Raw genomic sequence first — 21,651 nt, 5'->3', positions numbered from 1 at the left:
GCAGCTCTAAGCGCCTTTGCCGTGGCCATCGGCGACCCGGGTGACCCCGGCGGCGAGGGCGACCAGCAGACCGGCCAGCACGGCCAGCCCCAGGGCCTGCCCCAGGCGGGTCGCCTCGGCCACGGCGCCGATCAGCGGCGGCCCGACCAGGAAGCCGGCATAGCCCAGGGTGGCGACGGCGGTGATCGAGGTGGCCGGCGCCGCCCCGGGCACCCGGCCGGCGGCGCCGAACAGAACCGGCACCATATTGGCAAAGCCGATGCCGGCGCAGGCGAAGCCGGCGATCATCGCCCCGGGCGTGCCGACCATCAGCCCCGCCCCCAAACCGACGGCGGCGATCACTCCGCCGCCCCGGGTCAGAACCACCGAGCCCAGACGCCGGCGCAGGGCGTCGCCCGAAAAACGGCCGACGGCCATCGCCGCCGAAAACGCCGCATAACCGGCCCCGCCCAAGGCCGCTCCGGCGCCCAGGCTCTCGCGCAGATGAACGGCGCTCCAGTCAAGCATGGCGCCCTCGCTCATCAGCACGGCGAAGGCCAGCAGGCCGAGCACCAGGGTGCCCCGGCGCGGCAGGGCGAAGCCCGCCCCCGCATGGCTGCCGATATCGGCGCTGGCGGGCAGCAACCGGCCCCAGCCGGCAAGCACCGCCAGGGCGGCGACGCAGGCCAGCCCCAAAGCCAGGGCCGGCCCGCCCGCCCAAACCAGCAAGCCGCCGCCAACCCCGGCGCCGATCAGTCCGCCCAGGCTGAACATGCCATGGAACGACGACATCACCGGCCGGCCCAGCCGCCCCTCGACCAGCACCCCATGGGCGTTCATCGCCACATCAAGCACGCCATTGGCCCCGCCCAGCACGATCAGCGCCGCGACCAGCAGCGGCAACGACGGCGCGATCACCGGCAGCGGCAAAACGGCGAAGAACACCAGGGCGGCGCAGCGGCCGACCATGGCGCTGCCGAAGCGGGCGACGAGAACGCCGGTCAGCGGCATGGCCACCAGGGCGCCGATCGCCATCGCCAGCAAGGCGATGCCCAAGCGGCCATCCGACAGCGCCAACCCCTGCTTGACCCCGGGAATCAGCGCCGACCACAGGCCCAAGGCCATGCCGTTGGTCAGAAACAACACGCCAACCGCTCCGCGCGCCCGACGCCCCTGGGCTTCCCCCAGGGCGGTCCTTTGATCCATCATATCCTCACCATATCAACACCTTGCAAGGCGAGCGCCTCGATCGCCGCCTCGTCGCCGACCCCGTCCATCACGATCTTGTCCAGGCGCCCGGCCGGGCAAACCCAATGGGGGGCGGCCGTTCCCAGCTTGTCGGCGGTGGTAACGGCGACCACTTGGCGCGAGGCCGCGACCATCGCCCGCTTAACCTGGGCCTCCTCGTAATCGCTGGCGCTGACCCCCGCCCCGGCCTCAAGGCCACAGATGCCAAGCAGGCAGAGATCGGCGTTGATCCGCCCCACCGCCTCGACCACCGCCGCGCCGCTGACCGTGCGCGTCGCCCGGTCAAGCCGCCCGCCCAGCACGATCACCTCGAGCCCCGGACGATCGACAAGTTCAAGGCCGATCGCCGGAGCGCTGGTGATGATCGTCACCCCCAGCCCGCCGGGGATGGCCCGGGCGACGGCCAGCAGCGTCGTTCCGCCATCGATCAGCACGGTTTGTCCGCCGCCGATCAGCGCCGCCGCCGCCCGGCCCAGGGCGTCCTTGGCCGGGCCGTCACGTCGGGCGCGCTCGCCGAAATCGCCCTGGGCGGGGGAAACCGGGATGGCGCCGCCATGGACCCGGCGCAGCAGTCCGGCCGCGGCCATATCGCGCAGGTCGCGGCGGATGCTGTCTTCCGAGGTGGAAAACACCTGCGCCAAATCCGCCACGCCAACCCGACCCTCGGCGCGCAGGCGCTCGAGAACCGCGGCGCGGCGTTCATCATTGGAAAGCGGGCCCATGGTGTCTCCTGTTTTTGCCTAAATCGGCAAAAACATGCACTGCCAGGCGAAAATCGTCAAGAGCCGTCGATCGCCCGCCGGCGGATGAAGCCGGCGGGCGAGGCGGGTCATGCGGCCGGAGCCCTGCTCCGCCCGGGTGGGGCGGGCACCGCGCAGAAGGCGCTTAAGCGGGCCAAGGCGGCCTCGATATAAAGGGTTTCCTTGCGGTCATCGGGCCAAGATAGGGTCACGGTCTTGCTGAACGCCTCGCGCGGGCCAAGGCTGGCGACCACCGGGATGCCCAAAGCCCGGGCGCGGGCCCGCTTGACGCCCAGGGACTCGGCCCCCAGGTCGGCACCAACGCGCAGGCCGGCCTCGGCGAAACGGCCGGCGATCGAGCGCACGATGGCCTCTTCGGCTGCGGTGCCGGCCAGCAGAACCTGCTGGGGGGCGAGCCAGGGCGCCAACCAGCCGTCCCCGCGCGCCAGCAGCAAGCCAACGGCGGCTTCCAGGCTGCCAAACAGCCGATGGCAGAGCAGTATCGCCCGCTCCCCCGCCCCGCCGATGGCCTCGCCCTCCAAGGTGAGTCCCCCGCAGGGCCACGCCCCGCCGGCCCCGTCGTCGACCTCGAAGACCAGCCATGAGCCGCCGGTCGGCGCCCCCTCCCCCGCCGGCCCGGCGGCGAGACCGGGCTGATAACCGGCCCGGCGCGCTCCGGCGGCGAGCGGGCACTCCTCGCCGGCCCGCGCCGTCCCCCACCGCACCCCGATCACCGGGAAGCCGAAGGCGGCCAGGGTCGCGGCGCTGGCGGTGACGATCCGCGCCACCTCGGCGACACAGTGATCGGCAGGGCAGAACACATGGGCTTCATCCGTGGTGAAAGCGGTCCCGACCGCCGGGGGGGTAAAAGCGGCCCCGCCCAGCAGCCCCTCTCCCGGACCGCCGCGATGACAGACGCCCAGTTCGAAAAGCCGCAGCGGCCCGTCCTCGGCCCGCCGCGCCAGGGCATGAACCAGCCGGTGCGCCGCGCAGGTCCCGCCGCGAAAGGCGCCGTCGACCAGCGGGGGCGTGCGGATCTCGGCATAGCCCGCCGCTTCCAGCCACGCGCGCAAGCCGCCCTCGATCACCCGCAGCAAGGTCAGCCCGCGCGGCAGCCAATAGGGATTGCCGCCGCCGGTGGCGCGCCACAGGAAAAGCTCCTGGCTTTCGCCAAGGGCCACGGGATCGCGCCCCGGCCGGACACCCGGACCCGGGGCCGCGCAATCAGGCGGATTCTCTTCTGAAAAGGTCATGCTCTCTCTCCGGTCGGGGCTTTACGACGGGCGGAGAGGAAGCGGGAGAGGAGTCTGCCCACGATGCCATCCGCCTGTCGGATGGGCCGTGGGGTTTTTTAGTTATGGTCTGCGAAAATCCGACCAAGACACAGCCCCACCGCCCGCCGCCCAATGGCTGCGGGTTTGTTTGGTGGCGTCGGAGGCCATCGAGGCGATGGCGGCGGGGCGGGGTGTCTGGGTCATGGCACCGACGATAGGCCCGGCGACGACGGGCGTCAACCGCGCGACCCCGCAAGCGAGCGGCCGGAGCGTAGGCCGGCCGCCCGCCAAGGGTCAGGCGGCCGAGCGCACGTCCTGAAGGAAGGACTCGACGGCGTCGCGGAGCGTCGTTGATTGTTCGCCAAGCACGTTCGTGGCCTTGGAAACCGCATCGGCCAGGGTCAGGGTTTGCTCGGCGCCGTCGCGCACCTCGCCGATCAGCCGGCTGACCTGACCATTGCCATCGGCGACCACCTGGGTGCTGCGGGCGATTTCGCGGGTCGAGGCCGATTGCTGCTCGACCGCCGCGGTGATGGCCACCGTGGCGGCGCTGATGGTGTCGATAACCCCGGCGATTTCGCCGATGCTCGACACCGCCGTATGGGTCACCTCTTCCATGTCCTTGATCTGCTTGGAAATCTCTTCGGTGGCCCGCGCCGTTTGATTGGCCAGGGCCTTGACCTCATTGGCGACCACGGCGAAGCCCTTGCCGGCATCCCCCGCCCGGGCCGCCTCGATCGTCGCATTGAGCGCCAGCAGGTTGGTTTGGGCGGCGATGCCGCTGATCAGATCGATGACGGTGCCGATCTTGGCGACGGTGCCGGCCAGGGAATCAACGGTGGCCGTGGTGTTGCGCGCCCGTTCGACGGCGCGTTCGGCCACGCCGTTGGCGGTCGAGACCTGGGCGGAGATTTCGCGGATCGAGCTTTCCAGTTCCTCGGCCGAGGCGGCGACCATGGCGACATTGCCCGAGGCCTCTTCGGCCGCCGTGGACACCGATCCCGAAGCCCGGGTCGAGCGGTCGGCGGTTTGCGCCAGGGTATCGACAATGCCGCCCAACTGATGGGTGGCCTCGCCGACATTGCCCACCACCACATGCACCGTCTTTTCGAAGGCATCGGCGAGATGACGGAAGGTGGCGCTGCGGGCTTCCTTCTCGGCCGTGGCATAGGTTTCAAGCAGGATTTCGATATCAAGCCAGGCGATCTTGTTGAGCGCGGCGCGGATCATGGCCGCCTGGGCCCGCTTGCGCCCACCAAAATCGACGCCGCTGGTCGGCCGTTGGCCGAGGGCCTCGATCAATTCCTGAAGCACCGTGGCGTGGCAGATCGACACCGCATAGCCGGGAACGCCGTTGGCATAGAACACGGCGGCCAGGGTATGGGCGGAGTCAAGAAACCCCTCGCCCAGATCCCCCGAGGCGACCCGCACCCAATGGGCGGTGCGCGCCTTGTGAACTTCGGGCAGGCGCAGGGCGCTGGCCAGTTCCGGCCATTGGGCGAAACGCCCGTGCCACCGCTCAAGCAATCCCGGCAGTTCTACGCGAATAAACGGAGCGAGGTCTCCGAGAATGGCAAGATCCGCCTCGCTAACCTTGAAGGTCTCCAGTCTCCGGCCAAGAGAGGCGACGGCCGCCGCATAGTATTGACCACCCGATTTTTCGCCCGGACCACGGGAATCGGCGTTTTGAAGAAATCCGGTCATATCTTTCTCGATCCCATGAGTTTTCTATACCAGGGTATACGAGCCCATGGACTGATGGATTGCCTAACGGCGCTGCCTCGCCGAGACAAGGATGACGCAGCCATAACGACAGGGCGACCATAAGAAGAATAAATGATGTAAACAGGGGTTAAGATTGCAAATCCACAATTACATCTATCTTCGCAAGCCGCCTTATAAAGCATCTCGTCCGCCGCCGCAGCAAAAGGCGCCAATCAAGCGTCCTCAAATCCCGATAAAACCCCCACAACGTTCTTACCCAACTCTGCCGTGGCATAACCGCCCTCCATCACGAACAGGGTGGGAAGACCAAGCCCGGCCAAGCGGGCGCCAAGGGCGGGGAAGGCGCGGGCGGACACCTTGAAGTGCGACAGGGGATCGCCTGCCCAGGTGTCCACGCCCAGCGACACCACCACGGCGTCGGGAGCGAATTCGCCCAAACGGGCCAGCCCATGCTCCAGGGCCGCCAGCCATTCCGCTTCGGTCGTTCCGGCGGCCAGCGGCAGGTTGAGCGTCGTCCCCTCGCCCGCCCCGCGACCGCTCTGGTCGCCATAGCCGGTGTAATAGGGATAGCCAAAGGCCGGATCGGCGTGGAGCGAGACGAACAGCACATCGCCGCGCTCGTAGAAGATCTCCTGGGTGCCATTGCCATGGTGGTAATCGACATCAAGGATCGCCACCCGCCCCGCCCCCTGGTCGCGCAGGGTCTGGGCGGCGATGGCGGCGTTGTTCAGATAGCAATAGCCCCCCGCCAGGGCGCGGGCGGCGTGATGCCCCGGCGGCCGACAGAGGGCGAAGGCCGAGTGGGCGCCGGTGGCCACGGCCAGGGCCCCGGCATGGGCGGTATCGGCCCCGGCTTTGACCGCATCCCAGGTCTCGGCGACGATCGGCGTACCCGAATCAAAAATATACCAGCCAAGCAGGCCCTCCACCGTGTCGGGGCGCCGCTCGCCAATCCCGGGCACCGGCCAAGCGGTGGGATAGGCGGCGACGGTCGCTCCGCCCGCCCGCCAGCGCGTCCAGGCCGTTCGCAGGAACTCGACATACTCGCCGTCGTGGATCGCCAGCACCGGGGCAAGCCCGGGATCGACCGGCTGGCTCGGGGCGGGAAACCCCGCGGCCGCCAGCGCCGCCAGGATCGATTGGGCGCGGACGGGGCATTCGCGAAAGGCGATCATTTCGCCGCGCGAGAACTCCGAAGCGGGAGCGTGGGCAAGCTGGCGGGGGGAAAAGAACACGCGCATGGACGACCTTCGAAAGTGAGAGGAACCCCGGGCGGATCGGGACAGGGCGGGACAGGGCAGCTTCCCCCCCTGGGCGGGGGGAGAAAAGCGCAAAATGCGCCTCCCCCGCCCCCGATCCGCCCCTTCGACCCCAGGACAAAGAACCAAGGCGAAAAGAATTCTGGGAACGCTTCGCGGGCCAAGGCCGTTGTGCTGTCAACGATCCACAAATGGTTATGCCGCGTGGATGAAAGACGCTGAAACAATCGAAGGGACGAACATTATGAACCGCGAGGAACTCACCGGTAACTGGAACCAGCTTTCTGGCAAGATCAAGCAGAAGTGGGGAAAGTTGACTGACGATGACCTGAAGGTCGCTCAGGGCAACCACCAGGAACTGGTGGGCAAGATCCAGGAGCGCTATGGCATCGCCAAGGAAGAAGCCGAGCGTGAAGTCGATATGTTCCTGACCCGCCACTAGATCAAACCGCGTTAAAGGGGAACTCTTTAACGCGGACACTTTGATCTAGAATCGATAGATCAGAGCGGCGATGGCGCGGAAAACCGGTATCCACTTTTCCGCTCGCCGCTCTAAGTCGGCAGGACGCACCCGGAGATTGGTGCCTTTCGCTTACGGCGTCCTCCGCCGGGCGGCGGAGTCGCCGTGACGAAAAACGGCCGGATCGCGCAAGCGGTCCGGCCGTTTCCATGATTAGCGGGCGGCGACGATGATCACTTCCACCCGATAACCGGGGGCGGCCAGCTTCACTTCGCCGCAGGCCCGGGCCGGGGGATTGGCCGGATCGACCCAGGGATCCCACACGGCGTTCATCGCCGAGAAATCGGTCATATCGGCCAACCAGATCGTCGCCGACAGGATCTTCGACTTATGACTGCCGACCTCGGCCAGCAGGCGGTCGATGTTGGCGAGAATCGTCGCCGTCTGCTCGGCGACGCCGTCTCCCGGCGTGCCAACCTGCCCGGCCAGATAAACGGTGTCGCCATGGACAACGGCCTGACTCATGCGGGCGTTGGACTCGATGCGGCGGATCGACATGAAAGACCTCCTCGTGGGGATATGGACGCGGAGTGTAGGCCACGCCCCCCGGCAAGCGCAAACCCGCCGCGCCCCTCCCCCGCCCTTTTGCCTTTGGCCATTCACCGCTAAGATTACCGCTCCAGACCTTATGGCGGATAAAGCCGTGGCGGATAGGACGATAGAGGGGCTGACGCGCGCCGGGGCGGCGATGGCCGCCGGCGAGATCGATCAGGCGGCCGCCCACCTGCAAGCCGCCGCCCAGCTCTGCCCCGACGAACCCATGATCTGGGCACTGTTGGGCGAGGTGCTGTTGCTGCTCGATCGCCCCCAGGATGGCCTGGGCGCCCTTGATCGCGCCCTGGCCCTGGCGCCCGAAGATCCCCGCCCCCGCTTCCATCGCGCCCGCGCCTTCGAGCGCCTTGATCGCCTTGCCGAGGCCCTGGCCGATCAGGAGGCCTTGGCGATCCTTTGCGCGAATAAGGCCGAGGTCTGGCATAACCTTGGCCTGCTGCGCCGCGCCGGCGGCGACCCTTCCGGGGCCGAGGCGGCCTTTGGCCGGGCCCTCGCCCTGGAGCCCAGCCGCGCCGAAAGCGCCTTGGCGCTGGCCCATAGCCTGCTCGGCCGCGCCGCCTGGGCCGAGGGCTTCGCCCATTACGAGGCCCGCCTGTCCCTGCCAGGCTGGCAACGCCCCGCTCCTTTGCCCGGACGGCGCTGGCGGGGCGAGGACCCGGCCGGCCGCACCCTGCTGGTCAGCGCCGAACAGGGCCTGGGCGACGGCGTGCAGTTCTTGCGCTATCTGCCGTTGATCAAAGGGGCAGGCAAGGTGATCGTCGAATGTCATCCGCCGCTGCGCCGGCTGATCGCAGCCCAGCCCGGCGTTGACGCGACCATCGCCTTTGGCGAGGCGATTCCCGATCTCGGCGCCGAGGGGCTGACCATTCCCTTGGCCAGTCTGGCCCTGCCGCTAGCCGGCGGGGCGCCGCTTGGCGAACGGATCCCTTACGTGAGCAAACCCCGGCTTCGCCCCCAAGGCGATCGCCCAAGGATCGGCCTGGCTTGGCGCTCCAGCGACCGGGCGGAATTGCGCCGCGACCCGCCGCTTGCCGCCCTCGCCGCCCTGGCGGCGATCCCCGCTGTCGACTGGGTCTCGCTGCAGTTCGCCCCAACGGACTACCCGGCCCTGCCCCTTGATCTGCGGCCGATGGCCAGCGTCGACGATCTTGACGATACGGCGGCGCTGATCGCCGATCTCGATCTGGTGATCAGCGTCGATACCGCCGTCGCCCACCTCGCCGGGGCGATGGGCAAGCCTTTGTGGGTGTTGCTCGGTCCGAGGGCCGATTGGCGGTGGACGGCGAGCGCCCAAAGCTCTCCCTGGTATCCAAGCTGCGTGCCGTTCTTCCACGGCGCGGAGGGATGGCCCGGCGTCATCGCCGCCGTGAGCGAGCGCCTGAAGGCGGCTTTCAACGGACCGCCCGCGCGATGAGCGGCGGCTACCGCGATGATATCGATCGCAAGTTGATGGCGCTGCTGCGCGCCAACGCCCGGGAATCAACGGCCGAACTGGGGCGCCGCCTGGGGCTTGCCCGCTCAAGCGTGCACGAGCGCATCGCCCGCCTGGAACGCGAGGGCGTGATCGCCGGCTATTCGGTGGTGGTCGGCGGCCCGCCGAGCGACGACCGGGTACAAGCGCTGGTCCAGCTTTCGGTGGAACAAAAGCGCGGGCGGGCGGTGGTCGACAGACTGGCCGATTTTCCCGAGATCGTCGCCTGTTTGGCGGTCAATGGCGATTACGATCTGGTGGTGATGGCGGAAACCCCGCGCCTGGAAGACCTTGACGCCCTGCTCGATGATCTGGCCGGACTGCCCGGGGTGACGCGGACCAAATCCTCGGTGGTGCTGGCGCGCAAATTCGACCGCCGGCGGCCGCAGACGACCTGAGGTCAGATGTAATACATCAGGGTCTGGGCGGCCTTGCCCCGGGCGTGAAGGGCGGCCAGGGTGGTGGAATCAAGGATGGCAGCCATGGCATCGCGCACATCGAGCATCAGGCCACGGATCGCGCATTCCTGGACGCTGCCGCAATCGTCACAGGGACGATAGGCGGTGCGGCTGGCGCAGGGGATCGGGGCGATCGGCCCATCAAGCACGCGGATGACGGTGCCGATGAAGATCTGATCGGTGGGTTTGGCCAGGAAATAACCGCCGCCGCGCCCCTTCTTGCTGCCGACAAGCCCGGCATTGCGCAATTCCAGAAGGATGGCGTCGAGGAATTTCTTCGAGATATCTTCGCTTTCAGCGATCTCGGCGATCAGGATCGGCGTCCCATCACCGTGTTCGGCAAGATAGAGAAGGGCCTTGAGGCCGTATTTCGCCTTGTTGCTTAGCATGACCCCCTCGGACGACGCCGGCCCTTTTTGTCCATTTAGTCCATATTGTCAATGAAAACCATGGAGTGGGCAAGGAATGCGGGACGGACCGTGGCGGATCGGACCTTGGGAAAAGCTTTGGAATCAAAGATCTGGTGGGGAAAGCCCGGCTGGAGAAGGGCTGTGACCAGCGCCCCTCTCCAGCCTCGCCGAGGTTTCCCTCGGCGTTTCAGGCCGTCAGACAAGCCCGGGCATTGCGCACGCAGGTCATCACGTCCGTGATGCCGATCGCATCACGGCGGCGCAACGCGGCGGCGATGGGGTCCCCGATCAGTTCCTCGATGCTCGGTTCCGAATGACGTTCAAGCCAACGGTCCGAGGGGTTGGAACCATGGCACGCAAACCGTGTGACCTTGCCTGTCAGGCTGGCGACACCGCGATTGTCCATGAAAAACCTCCTCTTACAGAGACGACCTGTCTCGGGGACCTAAAACTCGTCGACGATCGATCCGTTGCCGTCGACGCGAAAAACATAAGGGCCGCGCCCTTGTTTGTCTATATTGTCTATAACTTTTATGGGTTAAAAAACTGACTCGTGAATTAAGATTTCTTCTCAAAGGTGGACCAGCCAAATTTCGGCGCTTAGGACTCGCCGTCGGGCACCGCCTGATCAAGCCCGTAGCGGCGCATCTTGGCGCGCAGCCCAACCCGTGACAGCCCCAGATCGGCGGCCAAACGGCTGAGCGTGCAGCCCGGGCGGGCCAGCCCTTCGGCGATGACGGCGGCTTCCAGGGCCTCCACCCGCTCCTTGAGCGGGCCGCTCGCCGCCACCCCGCCACCCAAGGCCTCGGCCCTGGCCGCTCCGACCTTGGGCGAGGCCAGATCCTCGGTCAGCAGCGGCCCATCGGCCAGGGCGATCATCCGCTGGATCTCGTTTTGCAGTTCGCGAACGTTGCCCGGCCAGTCGTGGCGGCGCAGCCGGGTCAATGCCCCGTCGCTCAGGCCTTCCACCGGCTTGCCCAGGAACCGCATGCTTTCGCCCATGAAGGCCTCGGCAAGCAGCGGCACATCCATCGGCCGTTCGCGCAGGGCCGGCAGGTGCAAGGGAAAGCCGGCCAGCCGGTAGAACAGGTCGCGGCGAAAGCGCCCTTTGGCCACCTCGCTTTCCAGATCGCGGTTGGTGGCGGCGATCACCCGCACATCGACCTTGCGGGTCAGGCTGGACCCCAGCGGGCGGATTTCGCCCTCCTGAAGCACGCGCAGCAGCTTGACCTGAAAGGCCGGCGAGGTCTCGCCGATCTCATCAAGGAAAATCGTGCCGCCATCGGCCAGTTCGAACAGCCCGACCCGATCCTCATGGGCGCCGGTATAGGCGCCCTTTTTGCAGCCGAACAATTCGCTTTCCAACAATTGGTCGGGCAAGGCGCCGCAGTTCTCAACGACGAAGCGGCGGGCGGCGCGCGGCGAACCGCGATGAATGGCGCGGGCGAGCAGTTCCTTGCCGGTGCCGCTTTCGCCGGTCAGCAGCACGGAGATATCAAAGCGCGCAACCTTTCTGGCCAGGGCGATGGCGACGGCCAGCGGGCTTCCCGCCGCGTGCAGCAGGCTGTCGAAGCCCTGGTCGCGGCCGGCGGCGCGGTGGCGGCGCTCCCCCGCCCGGTCGTGGAGGCCCGGCGCGTCGCGCATGCGCAGCGACACCGCCTTGTTGTCGCGGCGCAGGCGATACAGGCGAACGGCGTTGCCCAGCGTCTGGGCCAGGGTCTCGGCCGTCCAGGGCTTGACGATCGATTGGTGGATCCAGGCCTCGTCGACGGCCAGGGCCATTTCGCGGGCGGCGGCGGCCTCGGCCAGGATCAGCCGCACCGGTTCGGGCCAGCGCGCCCGCACGCCACGCAAAAAGGCCACGCCGCCGCCGGCCAGGGTCTGATCGCACAAAATGGCCTGAACGTCCTTTTCGGCAAGCAGCCGTTCGGCCTGCGGCGGATCTTCGGCGGCAAGCACGCGGAACCGCTCGCCGAGGGCGCCGATCAGCGCCCCCCGGGTTCGGGACTCTCCCTCCACTACCAAAATAAGCGGCCGTTCCGTCATCGCCCGAGGATAACCTTCTCCCCTTCCCGGGGAAAGGCGGACATTAATCGTCCTTCGGCGGCGTGCGGGCGGCCCGTTCAGCGCGGATCCAGGCATACCAGTCCTCCAGCCCCTGGCCGCTCACCGCCGAGACCACCAGTATCGGCAGATCGGGGCGCACACGCCGGGCATACTCCCAACAGCGCTCCACATCGAAGCTGACATAGGGCAGCAGATCGGCCTTGGTCAGCACCATCAGATCGCTGACGGCGAACATGTCGGGGTATTTGAGCGGCTTGTCCTCGCCCTCGGTGACCGACAGGAAAACCACCTTATGGGCCTCGCCCAGGTCGAAGGCGGCCGGGCAGACCAGATTGCCGACATTTTCGATGAACAGCAGGGCGCCCTCGGGCGGATCAAGGCTATCAAGGGCGTGACCGACCCTATGGGCGTCAAGATGGCAGCCCTTGCCGGTGTTGATCTGAACCGCGCTGACCCCGGTCGCCCGGATGCGCTCGGCATCCAAGTCGGTCTGTTGATCGCCTTCGATCACCGCGCAGGGCGCCCAGTCCTTGAGGTCGCCGACGGTGCGGGCGAGTAGCGTGGTTTTGCCCGAGCCCGGGCTGCTGACCAGATTGAGCGCCAAAATCCCGCGCCCGGCCAAACGCTGGCGGTTAAGGGCGGCGAAGCGGTCGTTGATCGACAGCACGTCGCGCTCGATGCGGATCAGCCGGCCGGCCTCGGCGGCAAATCCCCCGCCCTGGGAAGCAGGGGAATGATCGTGGTCATGGTCATGGGAATGATCGTGGTCATGGGCGTGATCGTGGGGGGCGTGGTCCGTCCCCGGCGCGCATCCGCAAACGCTACACATCAATCGACCTCCAGTTCCTTGATTGTCAGATCATCGCCGCCGGTGACCTGGATCTTGTAGCCCCCGCACAGCGGGCAGGCCTCGCCCCGGCGCGGCAGGGCGATCGTTTGGCCGCAATCCAGGCACCAGCCGCTTCCGGGCAGAACCACCAGATCAAGGCGCGCCCCCTCGCTCGCCGTGCCGCGGGCGACGGCGGCGAAACAGAAGGCCAGGGCCTCGGGCTCGACCGCCGCCAGGGCGCCGATCTCCAGCCGCACCAGCCGCACCCGGGTGAAGCCCTGACGCCCCGCCTCCTGGGTGATCACCCCGATCACCCCCTCGGCCAAAGCCAGTTCATGCATCCGCCCCCTCCCCGATCGCCGTGATGACGCAGGGCACGCAAGGATCCAGGGCCAGAACCAGCCAATGGGCCAAAAGGCAGGCCTCCTCGGTTCCGCTCACCGGGCAGCCGATCAGCAGGGAGGCCAGGGCGCCTTGCGGATGAAGATTCCATTCGGTGGGCGCCAGAATGCGCCAACGCGCCACCCTGCCCTCGCGCACCACCACGCGATGGATCAGCAGCCCGCGCGCCGCCTCGACCATGCCCACCCCCTCGCCCGAGGAACGGGCGGAAACGCCATCGCCCGAAGAGCGGGCGGGACCGTCCTCCCGCCCCTCGGCCATAGCCTCAAGGGCGGCGATCCGCGCCGGCAGGGCGCAAGCCAGCAGCGCCAATTCACACAGGACCGCCACCAGCCGATAGGTGATCCCCGCCCCCCAATCGGCGCCGCAGCGCGCCACCAGCGGCTGACCGGCCAGGCGGACGGCGGGGCCGGTCGCCCTTGGGCAGCGCCCCCAGGTTGGCCGCGCGAGGAAGGCCTCGCCCGCCGCCCCATCGATCATGCCGATCAAGGCCTTGATCTCATCGGGAGCCGTGGGCGCCAGCAGCGGCGGCACCGCCACCGCCTTGCGCGCCCGAAAGCCCTCCAGGACATGGGCTTCGCGCAACAAGTGCGCCGGCGATGTCGGCGCCGCCATCGCCCAGTCAATCAGGTGGCGGGCGGTGCCGATGGCGGCGAAGCGTTCGACCGGCATGGCGAAACCATGGGTCCCGATCGCCTCTTTCAAATCCCGGGCCAAATCCCCGGGCGCCGGGCCGGGGGCCGGCGACGGATCGGCCAAAGCGTTGGCAAGGGCGCGGGCAAGGCCCAGGATGCGCCGGGCGCCCGGGATATCGGCGCTTCCGCCAACCAGACGCGGCGCGTCGACCAGCAGATGGCGGGCGTGATCGGCAAGGATTTCCACATCGACCCGCAACCGGCGCAAAGCCAGGATGCGGGGGGAGCGCCGGTGGCCGAGGGCGGCCTCGATCGCCGCGCCAGCGGCCGCACCTTGGGCGGTGGCGCACAGCGCGAACATCAGGGGGACCAGGGCCAGGGCCTCGTCCACCGGCCGCCCCTCCAGCACCTTGGCCGCCTCGGGTCGGCGGGTCGACGTCAGATCGAAGCGGGCAAGACGCCCGCCCTCGACGTGGAGCCGCAGATCAAGCCGGTCGATCGCCGCCGCTCCGCTCATGGCCGGCAGGCGTCGATCAGGGCGCGTAGACGGCGCGCGGAGTCGCCGCAATCCTCGGCGGTGGCGCGCACGGCGGCGGGCACATCGCCGATTTCAAGGCCATGCAGGATCAAGCGGTCCTCGCTGTTGAAATGCTCGACCCGCCAGACATGGGCGCAGGCGGTCAGCGTCACCTTGCAGGTGGTGCGCCCACCGGCCACCAGCGTTACCCCACCGTTGCCCAGCACCCGGGCCAGCAGGGCGTTGTCGCCCGCCGACAGCGGCGTGTGGGTCAGGATGATCTCATGGGGCGGTTCATGGGACAGGTCGTCGCCGACCCGGCGCACATGGCGGGCGATCTCGTCAAGCAGGGCGCGGGCGTTCATCACCCCGGGCTGGCCACGCACCACCCGTTCGGCGTCGGGCGGCTCGTTTCCCCAGGCAGCGGCGGCGCGCACCGCTCCGGGGATATCGCCGACCTCAAGGTGGACCCGGCCGCCGCCGGCGATCCGCCATAATCCCGGAACAACGGCCTCGCGCAGGGCCAGGGCGCCGCCTTCGACGGGGCGATCGACCAACCCCGCCACCTCGCCTTCGCCCAGCAAGCCATCGATCCGCGCCCGGCCGACCGCATCAAAGGCGGCAAGGTCGAACAGGGCCGGGCGTTCGACGGGAACGGCGCCGCTCGCCCGCTCTTCCAGGGCGGTGATACAGCCGGCGAACAAGGCGCGCAAAGCGCGCTCGGCCGCCGAATCCCCCCCCGAAGCCGATCCCGCGAAATGAGCGAAGGCCATGGCGATGCACTCCCGATCAATTGACCAGTTTCAGGATTTTGGCCGCCGCGCCACCGGGCTTGGCGACCGGAGGGGCGGGAGCGGCGGGCCGGAGAAAGGCCGGAAGCTCGGGCTCGCGGCTGGTCAGATCGGCAAACAGGTGATCGACCGTCTCGCCGCGCACCACGGCGTCAAGCGCCGCCAGGGCATCGGTCAGCCGCGCCGCCTCGCCGTCGTCAAGCAGGCTGCGCGCCGTGCCCAGAAAGACCAGAACCCATTGCCCTTCCTCGACCGGCCCGACGAGGCGCAAATCGATGCGCTCCAACCGTTCTCGCGGCGCCCGGCGGGCCAAGCCGAAGCTGGCGTCGGGATTAAGCGCCTCGATCCGCATGGGGTATCCGATGCACATAACCCCTCCCTCCCCGCTTAACGCTGTTCATAGGCCGAGCTTGACAGGCCGAACCCCAGCAGGCCGGCCGCCGGCGCCGCCGGGCGCGGCCGACAGGCCAACCCCCACTCGGCAAGCAGGGCGCAGGCCTGGGCGATGGCCGGGCCGACCTGGGCCCGCACGACGGGGCGCAAAGGGCCGCCCCAGTCGTCCAGGGCTTCGGCCTGCACGCCGATCAACGCCATTACCGGCGGTCGGCGCCCCAGCAGATCGGCCGCCGCCAACACGTCCTGAAAGCCGGTCTGGTGCAGGCTCATCTTGCGACAGCCCATGAAACCGGCGACCTCCTCGCCGAACACCACCTTCAGGGTGCCCGGCGCCTCGCCATAATCGATGGCGTCAAAAACGATCAGCCGCGCCGCCCGGGCGATGGCGCCCACCAGATAAAGCCCCTGGGTGCCGCCATCGAGCAACCGCACCCCGGGCGCTAGGTCACAGGTGGCGTGCATCTCTTCGACGCAGCGCACGCCAAAGCCCTCGTCGGCCCACAGCAGATTGCCGATGCCCAGCACCAGGGCGGCGCAATCCTCCTCGTCCTCCTCCCTTGCCAAGGGGAGCCCGCCGGGGATGTTCATGGCCGGTCATCCTTGAACATGCGCCGCCCGCTGATCATCGTCGACAGCATCGATTGCCGGCTCATGATGTCCTCGCGGATCGCCGCGTACACATGAAGCATGGTGAAACAGACCATCACCCACAATCCCAAATGGTGAAGCGTGCGCAGATCCTGGGTATTGGGAAACAGCCAGAACACCCAGCCAAACAGCCCCCGCGTCCAACTTCCCGGGCCCTGGCCTTCGGCGTACAGCGCCATCCCCGAGACGATCATGAACAGGCCGACCAGGGTGAACAGGAAGAACATCATGAAATGAGCCAAAGGGTTATGACCCAGGTACTTTTTGGGTTCCTTGCGCAGGAACAGGTACCACGACAATTCGAACCAGATTTCGCGCCACCACACCGCGCGCCAGAACGGCAGGACGAACAGCTGGCGGGCGTAGTGATTGCCGACAAAGGCCCAATAGGCGCGGAACACGAATCCCCCGGCGAACAGCAGGCCGGCGGCGAAATGGGCGAAGCGCAGGGCGCCGAAGCGGAACACTCCGCCAGCGTCGCCGGCCAGGGACGGCGGCGGACTGCCGATCAGATAGCCCGTCACCGCCAGCACGACGATGCAGGCGGCGTTCAGCCAGTGCCACAGGCGTACCGGCGCCTCATAGATGTAAACCGAGGGGTGGCGCGTCGTGCCCAGGATCACCTCGGGCGCGGCTTCGTCGGTCACGGTGCTCATGGTCGTTCCTTCCCCGTTGGCGTGAAAACGCGTTAGCGCACCGTCACCGAAATCGCCTCGCCGCCCTCGGGCGTCAGGATATGGGTCGAACAGGCGAGGCAGGGGTCAAAGCTGTGCAGGGTCCGCAGCACTTCAAGCGGCTGTTGGGGATCGGCCAGCGGCGTATCGAGCAAGGCCGCCTCGAAGGCGCCGATCGCCCCCGCCGGATCGCGCGGACTGCCGTTCCAGGTGGTCGGCACCACGCATTGGTAATTGGCGATCTTGCCCGCCTCGATCTGGACCCAATGGGCCAGGGCGCCGCGCGGCGCTTCGGTAAAGCCCACACCTTTGGCCGAAGCTGGCCAAGTGGCGGGCGCCCATTTCGTCGTATTGGCGGTGTTGAGATCGCCGGCCTTGAGGTTGGCCATCAGTTTATCGAAGAAATAGCGCAGCTTGCCCGCCGCCCATTGGCATTCCAGGCCGCGCGCCGCCGTCCGCCCCAGGGTGGAGAACAAGGCGCCGACCGGCAGGTCAAGCTGGCGCAACAGGGCCTCGGTCGGCTCCTTGAACTCGGGATTGCCCTGGGCATAGCCCAGGATATAGCGGGCGAGCGGCCCGACCTCCATGGCATGGCCCCGCCAGCGCGGCGCCTTGAGGTAGCTGTATTTGGCGCTTTCATCGAGGGTCTCGATGCGCCGGTTTTCGACCTTGCTGCGCGGCCCCAGCTCGAAGTGGCTTTCGGTGACGCCATCCCAGGGGTGCAATCCCTTGGCCTCGTCGCCATAGCGGTACCAGGAATGGGAAACGAACTCCTGGATCTGCTCGGGGTCGGTCAGATCAACCGGATGGATGCGGGTCAGTTCGCCATTGATGATCGCCCCGCTCGGCATCAAAAGGTTCGAAGGCGAATAATCATTGGCGCGATCGGGGATATCGCCATAGGCCAGCACCGAGGTGGAACTGAGGCCGCCGCCATACTGCCAGTCCTTATAGAAGCCGGCGATGGCGATCAGATCGGGCAGATAGACCTGTTCGACGAAGGTGGTGGCGCGGTCGATGATCGACGACACCAGATTGAGCCGCTCGATATTGACTGCGCCGACGGCGCCGGCGCCATCAAGGTTGATGGCGCAGGGCACGCCGCCGACCAGCCAGTTGGGATGGGGGTTCTTGCCGCCGAAGACCGCATGGATCTTGACGATCTCCTTCTGGAAATCCAGCGCCTCCAGATAATGGGCGACCGCCATCAGATTGGCTTCGGGCGGCAGGCGATAGGCCGGGTGGCCCCAATAGCCGTTCTTGAACGGCCCCAACTGCCCGGATTCGACGAAACGGGTCAGCTTGGCCTTGATGTCGCTAAAATAGCCGGGCGAGGACAGCGGCCAGGGCGACAGGCTTTGCGCCAGGGCGCTGGTGGCTTTCGGATCGGCCGAAAGCGCCGAAACCACATCGACCCAATCCAGGGCATGCAGGTGATAGAAGTGAACCAGATGGTCATGCACCTGCAGGCAAAGCTGCATGATGTTGCGGATGGAATTGGCGTTTTCGGGGATCTGGATGCCAAGGGTGTTTTCGATGGCACGCACGCTGGTCAGGGCGTGGGTTCCCGTGCACACCCCGCAGATGCGCTGGGTAAAGGCCCAGGCGTCGCGCGGATCGCGGCCCTTGAGGATCAGTTCGATGCCGCGCCACATCGTTCCCGTCGACACGGCGTTGCGGATGACATTGGCCTCGTCGACATTGAGCTCGATGCGCAGATGACCCTCGATGCGGGTCACCGGATCGACCACCACGCGGCGGCCGGCATCGTTCAATGTGAAGCCGTTGGGCGTCGTCACGCTCATGGATCTTTCCCCCCCTACTCTTTGTCTTTGTTTTCGTTCTTCGACATCAGGCGCCGGGCCACGGTGACGCCGGCATGGGCCGCCACCCCGGCCGCCACCACCCCGGCGGCCGTTCCGCCTACGATGTCGGCATTGGCTTCAATCCCGAACTGATTGATGGTCGACAACCGCTCGTAGAACGGCCCCTTGTCCCAAAAGCCATCCTCTGAACAGCCCAGGCAGCCATGGCCCGATTGGATGGGAAACGAGGTGCCCTCGTTCCAGCCGGTGGTCGAACAGGCGTTGTAGGTCGTGGGCCCCTTGCAGCCCATCTTGTACAGACAGTGACCGCGGCGGGCGGCGTCATCGTCGAAGGCCTCGACGAACTGGCCGGCATCGAAATGGCCGCGGCGGTAACATTTGTCGTGGATGCGTTGGGAATAGAACATTTTCGGCCGCCCCTGCAGATCAAGCTCGGGGAAGCGGTCGAAGGTCAGCAGGTAGCTGATCACCCCGGTCATCACCTCGGCGATCGGCGGACAGCCCGGCACCTTGATCAGCGGCTTGCCGGTGATCACCTGATCAATCGGCACCGCCCCGGTGGGATTGGGCTTGGCCGCCTGAACGCAGCCCCAACTGGCGCACGATCCCCAGGCGATGACGGCGGCGCTGTCGGCGGCCATTTCCTTCAGGGTATCAACGAAGGGCCGACCGCCGGGCATACAGAAAAAGCCGTCATTGGCCAGCGGCGCGTTGCCCTCGACCGCCAGGATATAGCGCCCGCGATAGGTCTCGCGGGTCTCGGCCAGGATCGCCTCGGCCTGATGACCGGCGGCGGCCATCAGCGTGTCGTCGTAATCGAGCGACAGCATCGACAGCACCACGTCGCTGACCAGCGGATGGGCCGAGCGGATGAAGCTTTCCGAACAACAGGTGCATTCCAGGCCATGCAGCCAGATCACCGGCACCCGTGGCTTGGTTTCCAGCGCCTGGGCGATGCGCGCCGCGCCGCCGGCGCCCAGGCCCAGCCCGGCGGCGGTGACACCGCAGAACTTCAAGAAGCCGCGCCGGGAAATCCCCTGGCGACGGATGACCTCGTAAAAGGTCTCGGTTTCCCCCATGGCGGTCCCCCCCTCCCCCTTCTGTCCGGGTCAACGACGCCCTCGCCGTCCACCGGTTCGTGGAAAAGGCTACTAGCAATACCCATGCCATTTTTAGGGGAGCTGAGAAAAAGCAAAACCCTCTGATCCCAAGGGCTTCTTTCCCCGGTCCCGTCGCGTCGCGCGGGGATGGGCTGGAAAGTAGCCATCCAAAGAAGAAAGCAACGCTTCCACCGCGCGCGGTCTCAAGACAGGACTGGCGGTCGCCGCCCACCCCCTTTGGTCGCCTTGGCGGGGCAGGAACAGGCATTTGGGCGGCCGGTCACGCAAAGTATTAATTTGCCGATAACAAAGGCGGCCAAAACGGGGAAAAACAATCCATCCGCGCGAAATATCGGTTTTGCTCTACCGTTAGAATTCTTCTATTTATCTTCCCTGGGGAGAGAGTGTTTTGAACCAGGAGTCAGGACGTTATGAAGCGTACTTACGGCATTTCACTAAAATTGATGTCAACTGCGATTCTGACGGTTGTCGGCTTCACCATCGTTGCCGGGATGGCGCTCTATCAGCTCCGTACGACGATGATCGCCGACCGTGTCGACAAGCTGACAAATTTGACCGAGATCGCCGAAGGGGTGGTGAAGTCTTTTTACAACCGGGCTCAATCGGGCGAACTCGACGAAGCGACCGCCAAGAAGCAGGCGCTCAACGCCCTGCGCGAGGCCCGTTACGCCGGCAATGAATATTTCAGCATCTTCGATCAGAACGGCCTCTGTCTGATGCATGCCGCCCGCCCCGAGCGGGAAGGCAGGGTTCTGCTGGAAGACAAGGACGCCAATGGCGTGCAGATCGTCAAGGAACTGGTGAAGGTGGCGGCCGTCGGCGGCGGCATCGTCTCCTATAAATTCCCCCACGTCGGCGAAACCACGCCGGTCCCCAAGATGTCCTATGGCAATGATTTCAAGCCCTGGAACTGGGTTCTGGTGACCGGCATCTTCATCGACGATGTCGATCACGCCTTTTATTCCATCGCCGCGCGTTTCGCCCTGGTTCTTGGCGTGGTGATGATCGCCGCCGTCGGGCTGGTGATCGCGCTGTCGCGCAATATCGGCGGCGGCGTCATCCGGTTGGTCAAGGTGACCGAGCGTCTGGCGGCCCGCGACTTTTCGGTCGAAATCCCCGCCACCGACCGCGGCGATGAAATCGGTCAATTGGCCAAGGCGGTCGCCGTCTTGCGCGATGGCGCCCGCGAGGCCGACCATCTGCGCCAGCGCCAGGACGGCTTGAAGGCCGAGGCCGAGGCCGAACGCCGCCGCGCCATGCTCAGCGTCGCCGATGGCTTCGAAGGCAGCGTCAAACGGGTGGCCGATACCATCGCCGGAGCGGCCAATCAGTTGGAGGACGCGGCGAAAGCCGTCAGCGGCGCCGTCGATACCGCCTCCCATCAGGCAACCTCGATCGCCGCCGCTGCCGAACAGGCCTCGGCCAATGTGGCGACCGTCGCCTCGGCCGCCGAGGAGCTGACCTCGTCGATCCAGGAAATCAGCCGTCAGGTCCACCAGTCCTCGACGATTTCGACCAATGCGGTGAAGGAGGCCCAGAACACCAACGAACTGGTGATGGGGCTGGCCGCCACGGCGACCCGCATCGGCGACGTGGTCAAGCTGATCAACGACATCGCCAGCCAGACCAACCTGCTCGCGCTCAACGCCACCATCGAGGCGGCACGGGCGGGCGATGCCGGCAAGGGCTTCGCCGTCGTCGCCAATGAGGTCAAATCCCTGGCCAATCAGACGGCCAAGGCGACCGACGACATCTCCAACCAGATCGGCGCCGTGCAATCGGCGACCGGCCAGGCGGTGGACGCCATTCGCGGCATTACCGGCACCATCGCCCAGATCAGCGAAATCGGCGAAACCATCGCCGCCGCCGTCGAGGAACAGGGCGCCGCCACCTTGGAAATCGCCCGCAACGTCCAGCAGGCGGCGGCGGGCACCCAGGAGGTCACTTCGACCCTCAGCCAGCTTTCGGCGGTGACCGCCCAGGCCGGATCCTCGGCCGGCGGCATGCTGAGCGACTGCGAGGCCATGGTCGCCGAAGCCAAGACCCTGCGCGGCGAGGTCGCGGGTTTCCTGTCCGGCATCCGCGCCTGATCCACCGAGGGCAAGGGGG

At 67.0% G+C, this 21,651-nt stretch carries 22 protein-coding genes; 4 read left to right on the top strand and 18 right to left on the bottom strand.

What is annotated here, in order from left to right; translation table 11 throughout:
• Window positions 1-6 precede the first annotated feature (6 nt).
• The 5 genes from RRU_RS06180 to RRU_RS06160 form a co-directional block, all read right to left on the bottom strand.
• Complete coding sequence (locus tag RRU_RS06180; protein WP_011388935.1) at window positions 7-1,188, bottom strand: MFS transporter; 1,182 nt, start codon at window positions 1,186-1,188, stop codon at window positions 7-9.
• Complete coding sequence (locus tag RRU_RS06175; RefSeq protein ID WP_011388934.1) at window positions 1,185-1,949, bottom strand: DeoR/GlpR family DNA-binding transcription regulator; 765 nt, start codon at window positions 1,947-1,949, stop codon at window positions 1,185-1,187. Before RRU_RS06175 ends, RRU_RS06180 begins: the two co-directional genes overlap by 4 nt.
• A 107-nt stretch (window positions 1,950-2,056) precedes the next feature.
• Window positions 2,057-2,332: a His/Gly/Thr/Pro-type tRNA ligase C-terminal domain-containing protein gene (locus tag RRU_RS20205; RefSeq protein ID WP_376783121.1), complete on the bottom strand. Its 276-nt coding sequence runs from the start codon at window positions 2,330-2,332 to the stop codon at window positions 2,057-2,059.
• Window positions 2,333-3,535: 1,203 nt separating this feature from the next.
• Entirely contained in the window at window positions 3,536-4,945 is a 1,410-nt protein-coding gene (locus RRU_RS06165) for a globin-coupled sensor protein (RefSeq protein WP_011388932.1), read from the bottom strand.
• Between the two features lie 233 nt (window positions 4,946-5,178).
• Window positions 5,179-6,207, bottom strand: a complete 1,029-nt coding sequence (locus RRU_RS06160) for a histone deacetylase family protein (protein WP_011388931.1) — start codon at window positions 6,205-6,207, stop codon at window positions 5,179-5,181.
• Window positions 6,208-6,469: 262 nt separating this feature from the next.
• On the opposite strand from RRU_RS06160, the gene RRU_RS06155 reads away from it, so the two are divergent.
• Window positions 6,470-6,667 (top strand): CsbD family protein, encoded by a 198-nt coding sequence (locus RRU_RS06155; RefSeq protein WP_011388930.1) that lies wholly within the window; start codon window positions 6,470-6,472, stop codon window positions 6,665-6,667.
• A 231-nt stretch (window positions 6,668-6,898) separates the two neighbouring features.
• On the opposite strand, the gene RRU_RS06150 is transcribed toward RRU_RS06155, so the two are convergent.
• Complete coding sequence (locus RRU_RS06150) at window positions 6,899-7,243, bottom strand: RidA family protein (protein WP_011388929.1); 345 nt, start codon at window positions 7,241-7,243, stop codon at window positions 6,899-6,901.
• 145 nt (window positions 7,244-7,388) lie between these two features.
• Between RRU_RS06150 and RRU_RS06145 the strand changes: the two genes are divergently transcribed.
• Entirely contained in the window at window positions 7,389-8,711 is a 1,323-nt protein-coding gene (locus tag RRU_RS06145) for a tetratricopeptide repeat protein (protein ID WP_162470605.1), read from the top strand.
• Window positions 8,708-9,166: an Lrp/AsnC family transcriptional regulator gene (locus RRU_RS06140; RefSeq protein ID WP_011388927.1), complete on the top strand. Its 459-nt coding sequence runs from the start codon at window positions 8,708-8,710 to the stop codon at window positions 9,164-9,166. The genes RRU_RS06145 and RRU_RS06140 overlap by 4 nt, the downstream gene beginning before the upstream one ends.
• Before the next feature lie 2 nt (window positions 9,167-9,168).
• Here RRU_RS06140 and RRU_RS06135 read toward each other — a convergent pair whose 3' ends face one another.
• The 12 genes from RRU_RS06135 to RRU_RS06080 form a co-directional block, all read right to left on the bottom strand.
• Window positions 9,169-9,615, bottom strand: a complete 447-nt coding sequence (locus tag RRU_RS06135) for an RrF2 family transcriptional regulator (protein WP_011388926.1) — start codon at window positions 9,613-9,615, stop codon at window positions 9,169-9,171.
• Between the two features lie 208 nt (window positions 9,616-9,823).
• A complete protein-coding gene (locus tag RRU_RS06130) occupies window positions 9,824-10,042 on the bottom strand; it encodes a hypothetical protein (RefSeq protein WP_014626116.1) in 219 nt (72 codons plus the stop codon).
• Window positions 10,043-10,236: 194 nt separating this feature from the next.
• Complete coding sequence (locus RRU_RS06125; protein WP_011388925.1) at window positions 10,237-11,682, bottom strand: sigma-54 dependent transcriptional regulator; 1,446 nt, start codon at window positions 11,680-11,682, stop codon at window positions 10,237-10,239.
• Between the two features lie 43 nt (window positions 11,683-11,725).
• Window positions 11,726-12,532: a hydrogenase nickel incorporation protein HypB gene (gene hypB / locus RRU_RS06120; protein WP_011388924.1), complete on the bottom strand. Its 807-nt coding sequence runs from the start codon at window positions 12,530-12,532 to the stop codon at window positions 11,726-11,728.
• Window positions 12,532-12,873 (bottom strand): hydrogenase maturation nickel metallochaperone HypA, encoded by a 342-nt coding sequence (gene hypA, locus RRU_RS06115; RefSeq protein ID WP_011388923.1) that lies wholly within the window; start codon window positions 12,871-12,873, stop codon window positions 12,532-12,534. The genes hypB and hypA overlap by 1 nt, the downstream gene beginning before the upstream one ends.
• The gene (locus RRU_RS06110) at window positions 12,866-14,086 is read right to left on the bottom strand and encodes a nickel-dependent hydrogenase large subunit (protein WP_011388922.1); all 1,221 of its coding nucleotides are present in this window, start codon (window positions 14,084-14,086) and stop codon (window positions 12,866-12,868) included. Before RRU_RS06110 ends, hypA begins: the two co-directional genes overlap by 8 nt.
• The gene (locus tag RRU_RS06105) at window positions 14,083-14,859 is read right to left on the bottom strand and encodes a hydrogenase expression/formation protein (protein WP_011388921.1); all 777 of its coding nucleotides are present in this window, start codon (window positions 14,857-14,859) and stop codon (window positions 14,083-14,085) included. The genes RRU_RS06110 and RRU_RS06105 overlap by 4 nt, the downstream gene beginning before the upstream one ends.
• A 16-nt stretch (window positions 14,860-14,875) precedes the next feature.
• Window positions 14,876-15,247, bottom strand: coding sequence for a HypC/HybG/HupF family hydrogenase formation chaperone (locus RRU_RS06100; RefSeq protein ID WP_011388920.1), 372 nt, complete (start codon window positions 15,245-15,247; stop codon window positions 14,876-14,878).
• Window positions 15,248-15,264: 17 nt separating this feature from the next.
• Entirely contained in the window at window positions 15,265-15,861 is a 597-nt protein-coding gene (locus RRU_RS06095) for a HyaD/HybD family hydrogenase maturation endopeptidase (protein ID WP_011388919.1), read from the bottom strand.
• Complete coding sequence (cybH, locus tag RRU_RS06090) at window positions 15,858-16,577, bottom strand: Ni/Fe-hydrogenase, b-type cytochrome subunit (RefSeq protein ID WP_011388918.1); 720 nt, start codon at window positions 16,575-16,577, stop codon at window positions 15,858-15,860. The genes RRU_RS06095 and cybH overlap by 4 nt, the downstream gene beginning before the upstream one ends.
• 32 nt (window positions 16,578-16,609) lie before the next feature.
• Window positions 16,610-18,400, bottom strand: a complete 1,791-nt coding sequence (locus tag RRU_RS06085; RefSeq protein ID WP_011388917.1) for a nickel-dependent hydrogenase large subunit — start codon at window positions 18,398-18,400, stop codon at window positions 16,610-16,612.
• Between the two features lie 14 nt (window positions 18,401-18,414).
• A complete protein-coding gene (locus RRU_RS06080; RefSeq protein ID WP_011388916.1) occupies window positions 18,415-19,500 on the bottom strand; it encodes a hydrogenase small subunit in 1,086 nt (361 codons plus the stop codon).
• 485 nt (window positions 19,501-19,985) lie between these two features.
• Between RRU_RS06080 and RRU_RS06075 the strand changes: the two genes are divergently transcribed.
• Window positions 19,986-21,632 carry a methyl-accepting chemotaxis protein gene (locus RRU_RS06075; RefSeq protein ID WP_237703840.1) on the top strand — a complete coding sequence of 549 codons (1,647 nt, stop codon included), beginning with the start codon at window positions 19,986-19,988 and terminating at the stop codon, window positions 21,630-21,632.
• The last annotated feature ends 19 nt before the right edge of the window (window positions 21,633-21,651 follow it).

The organism is Rhodospirillum rubrum ATCC 11170, from assembly GCF_000013085.1.
Taxonomy (GTDB): domain Bacteria; phylum Pseudomonadota; class Alphaproteobacteria; order Rhodospirillales; family Rhodospirillaceae; genus Rhodospirillum; species Rhodospirillum rubrum.
The sequence above is the reverse complement of the archived record's forward strand: the minus strand, read 5'-3'. Positions and strand labels throughout refer to the sequence as shown.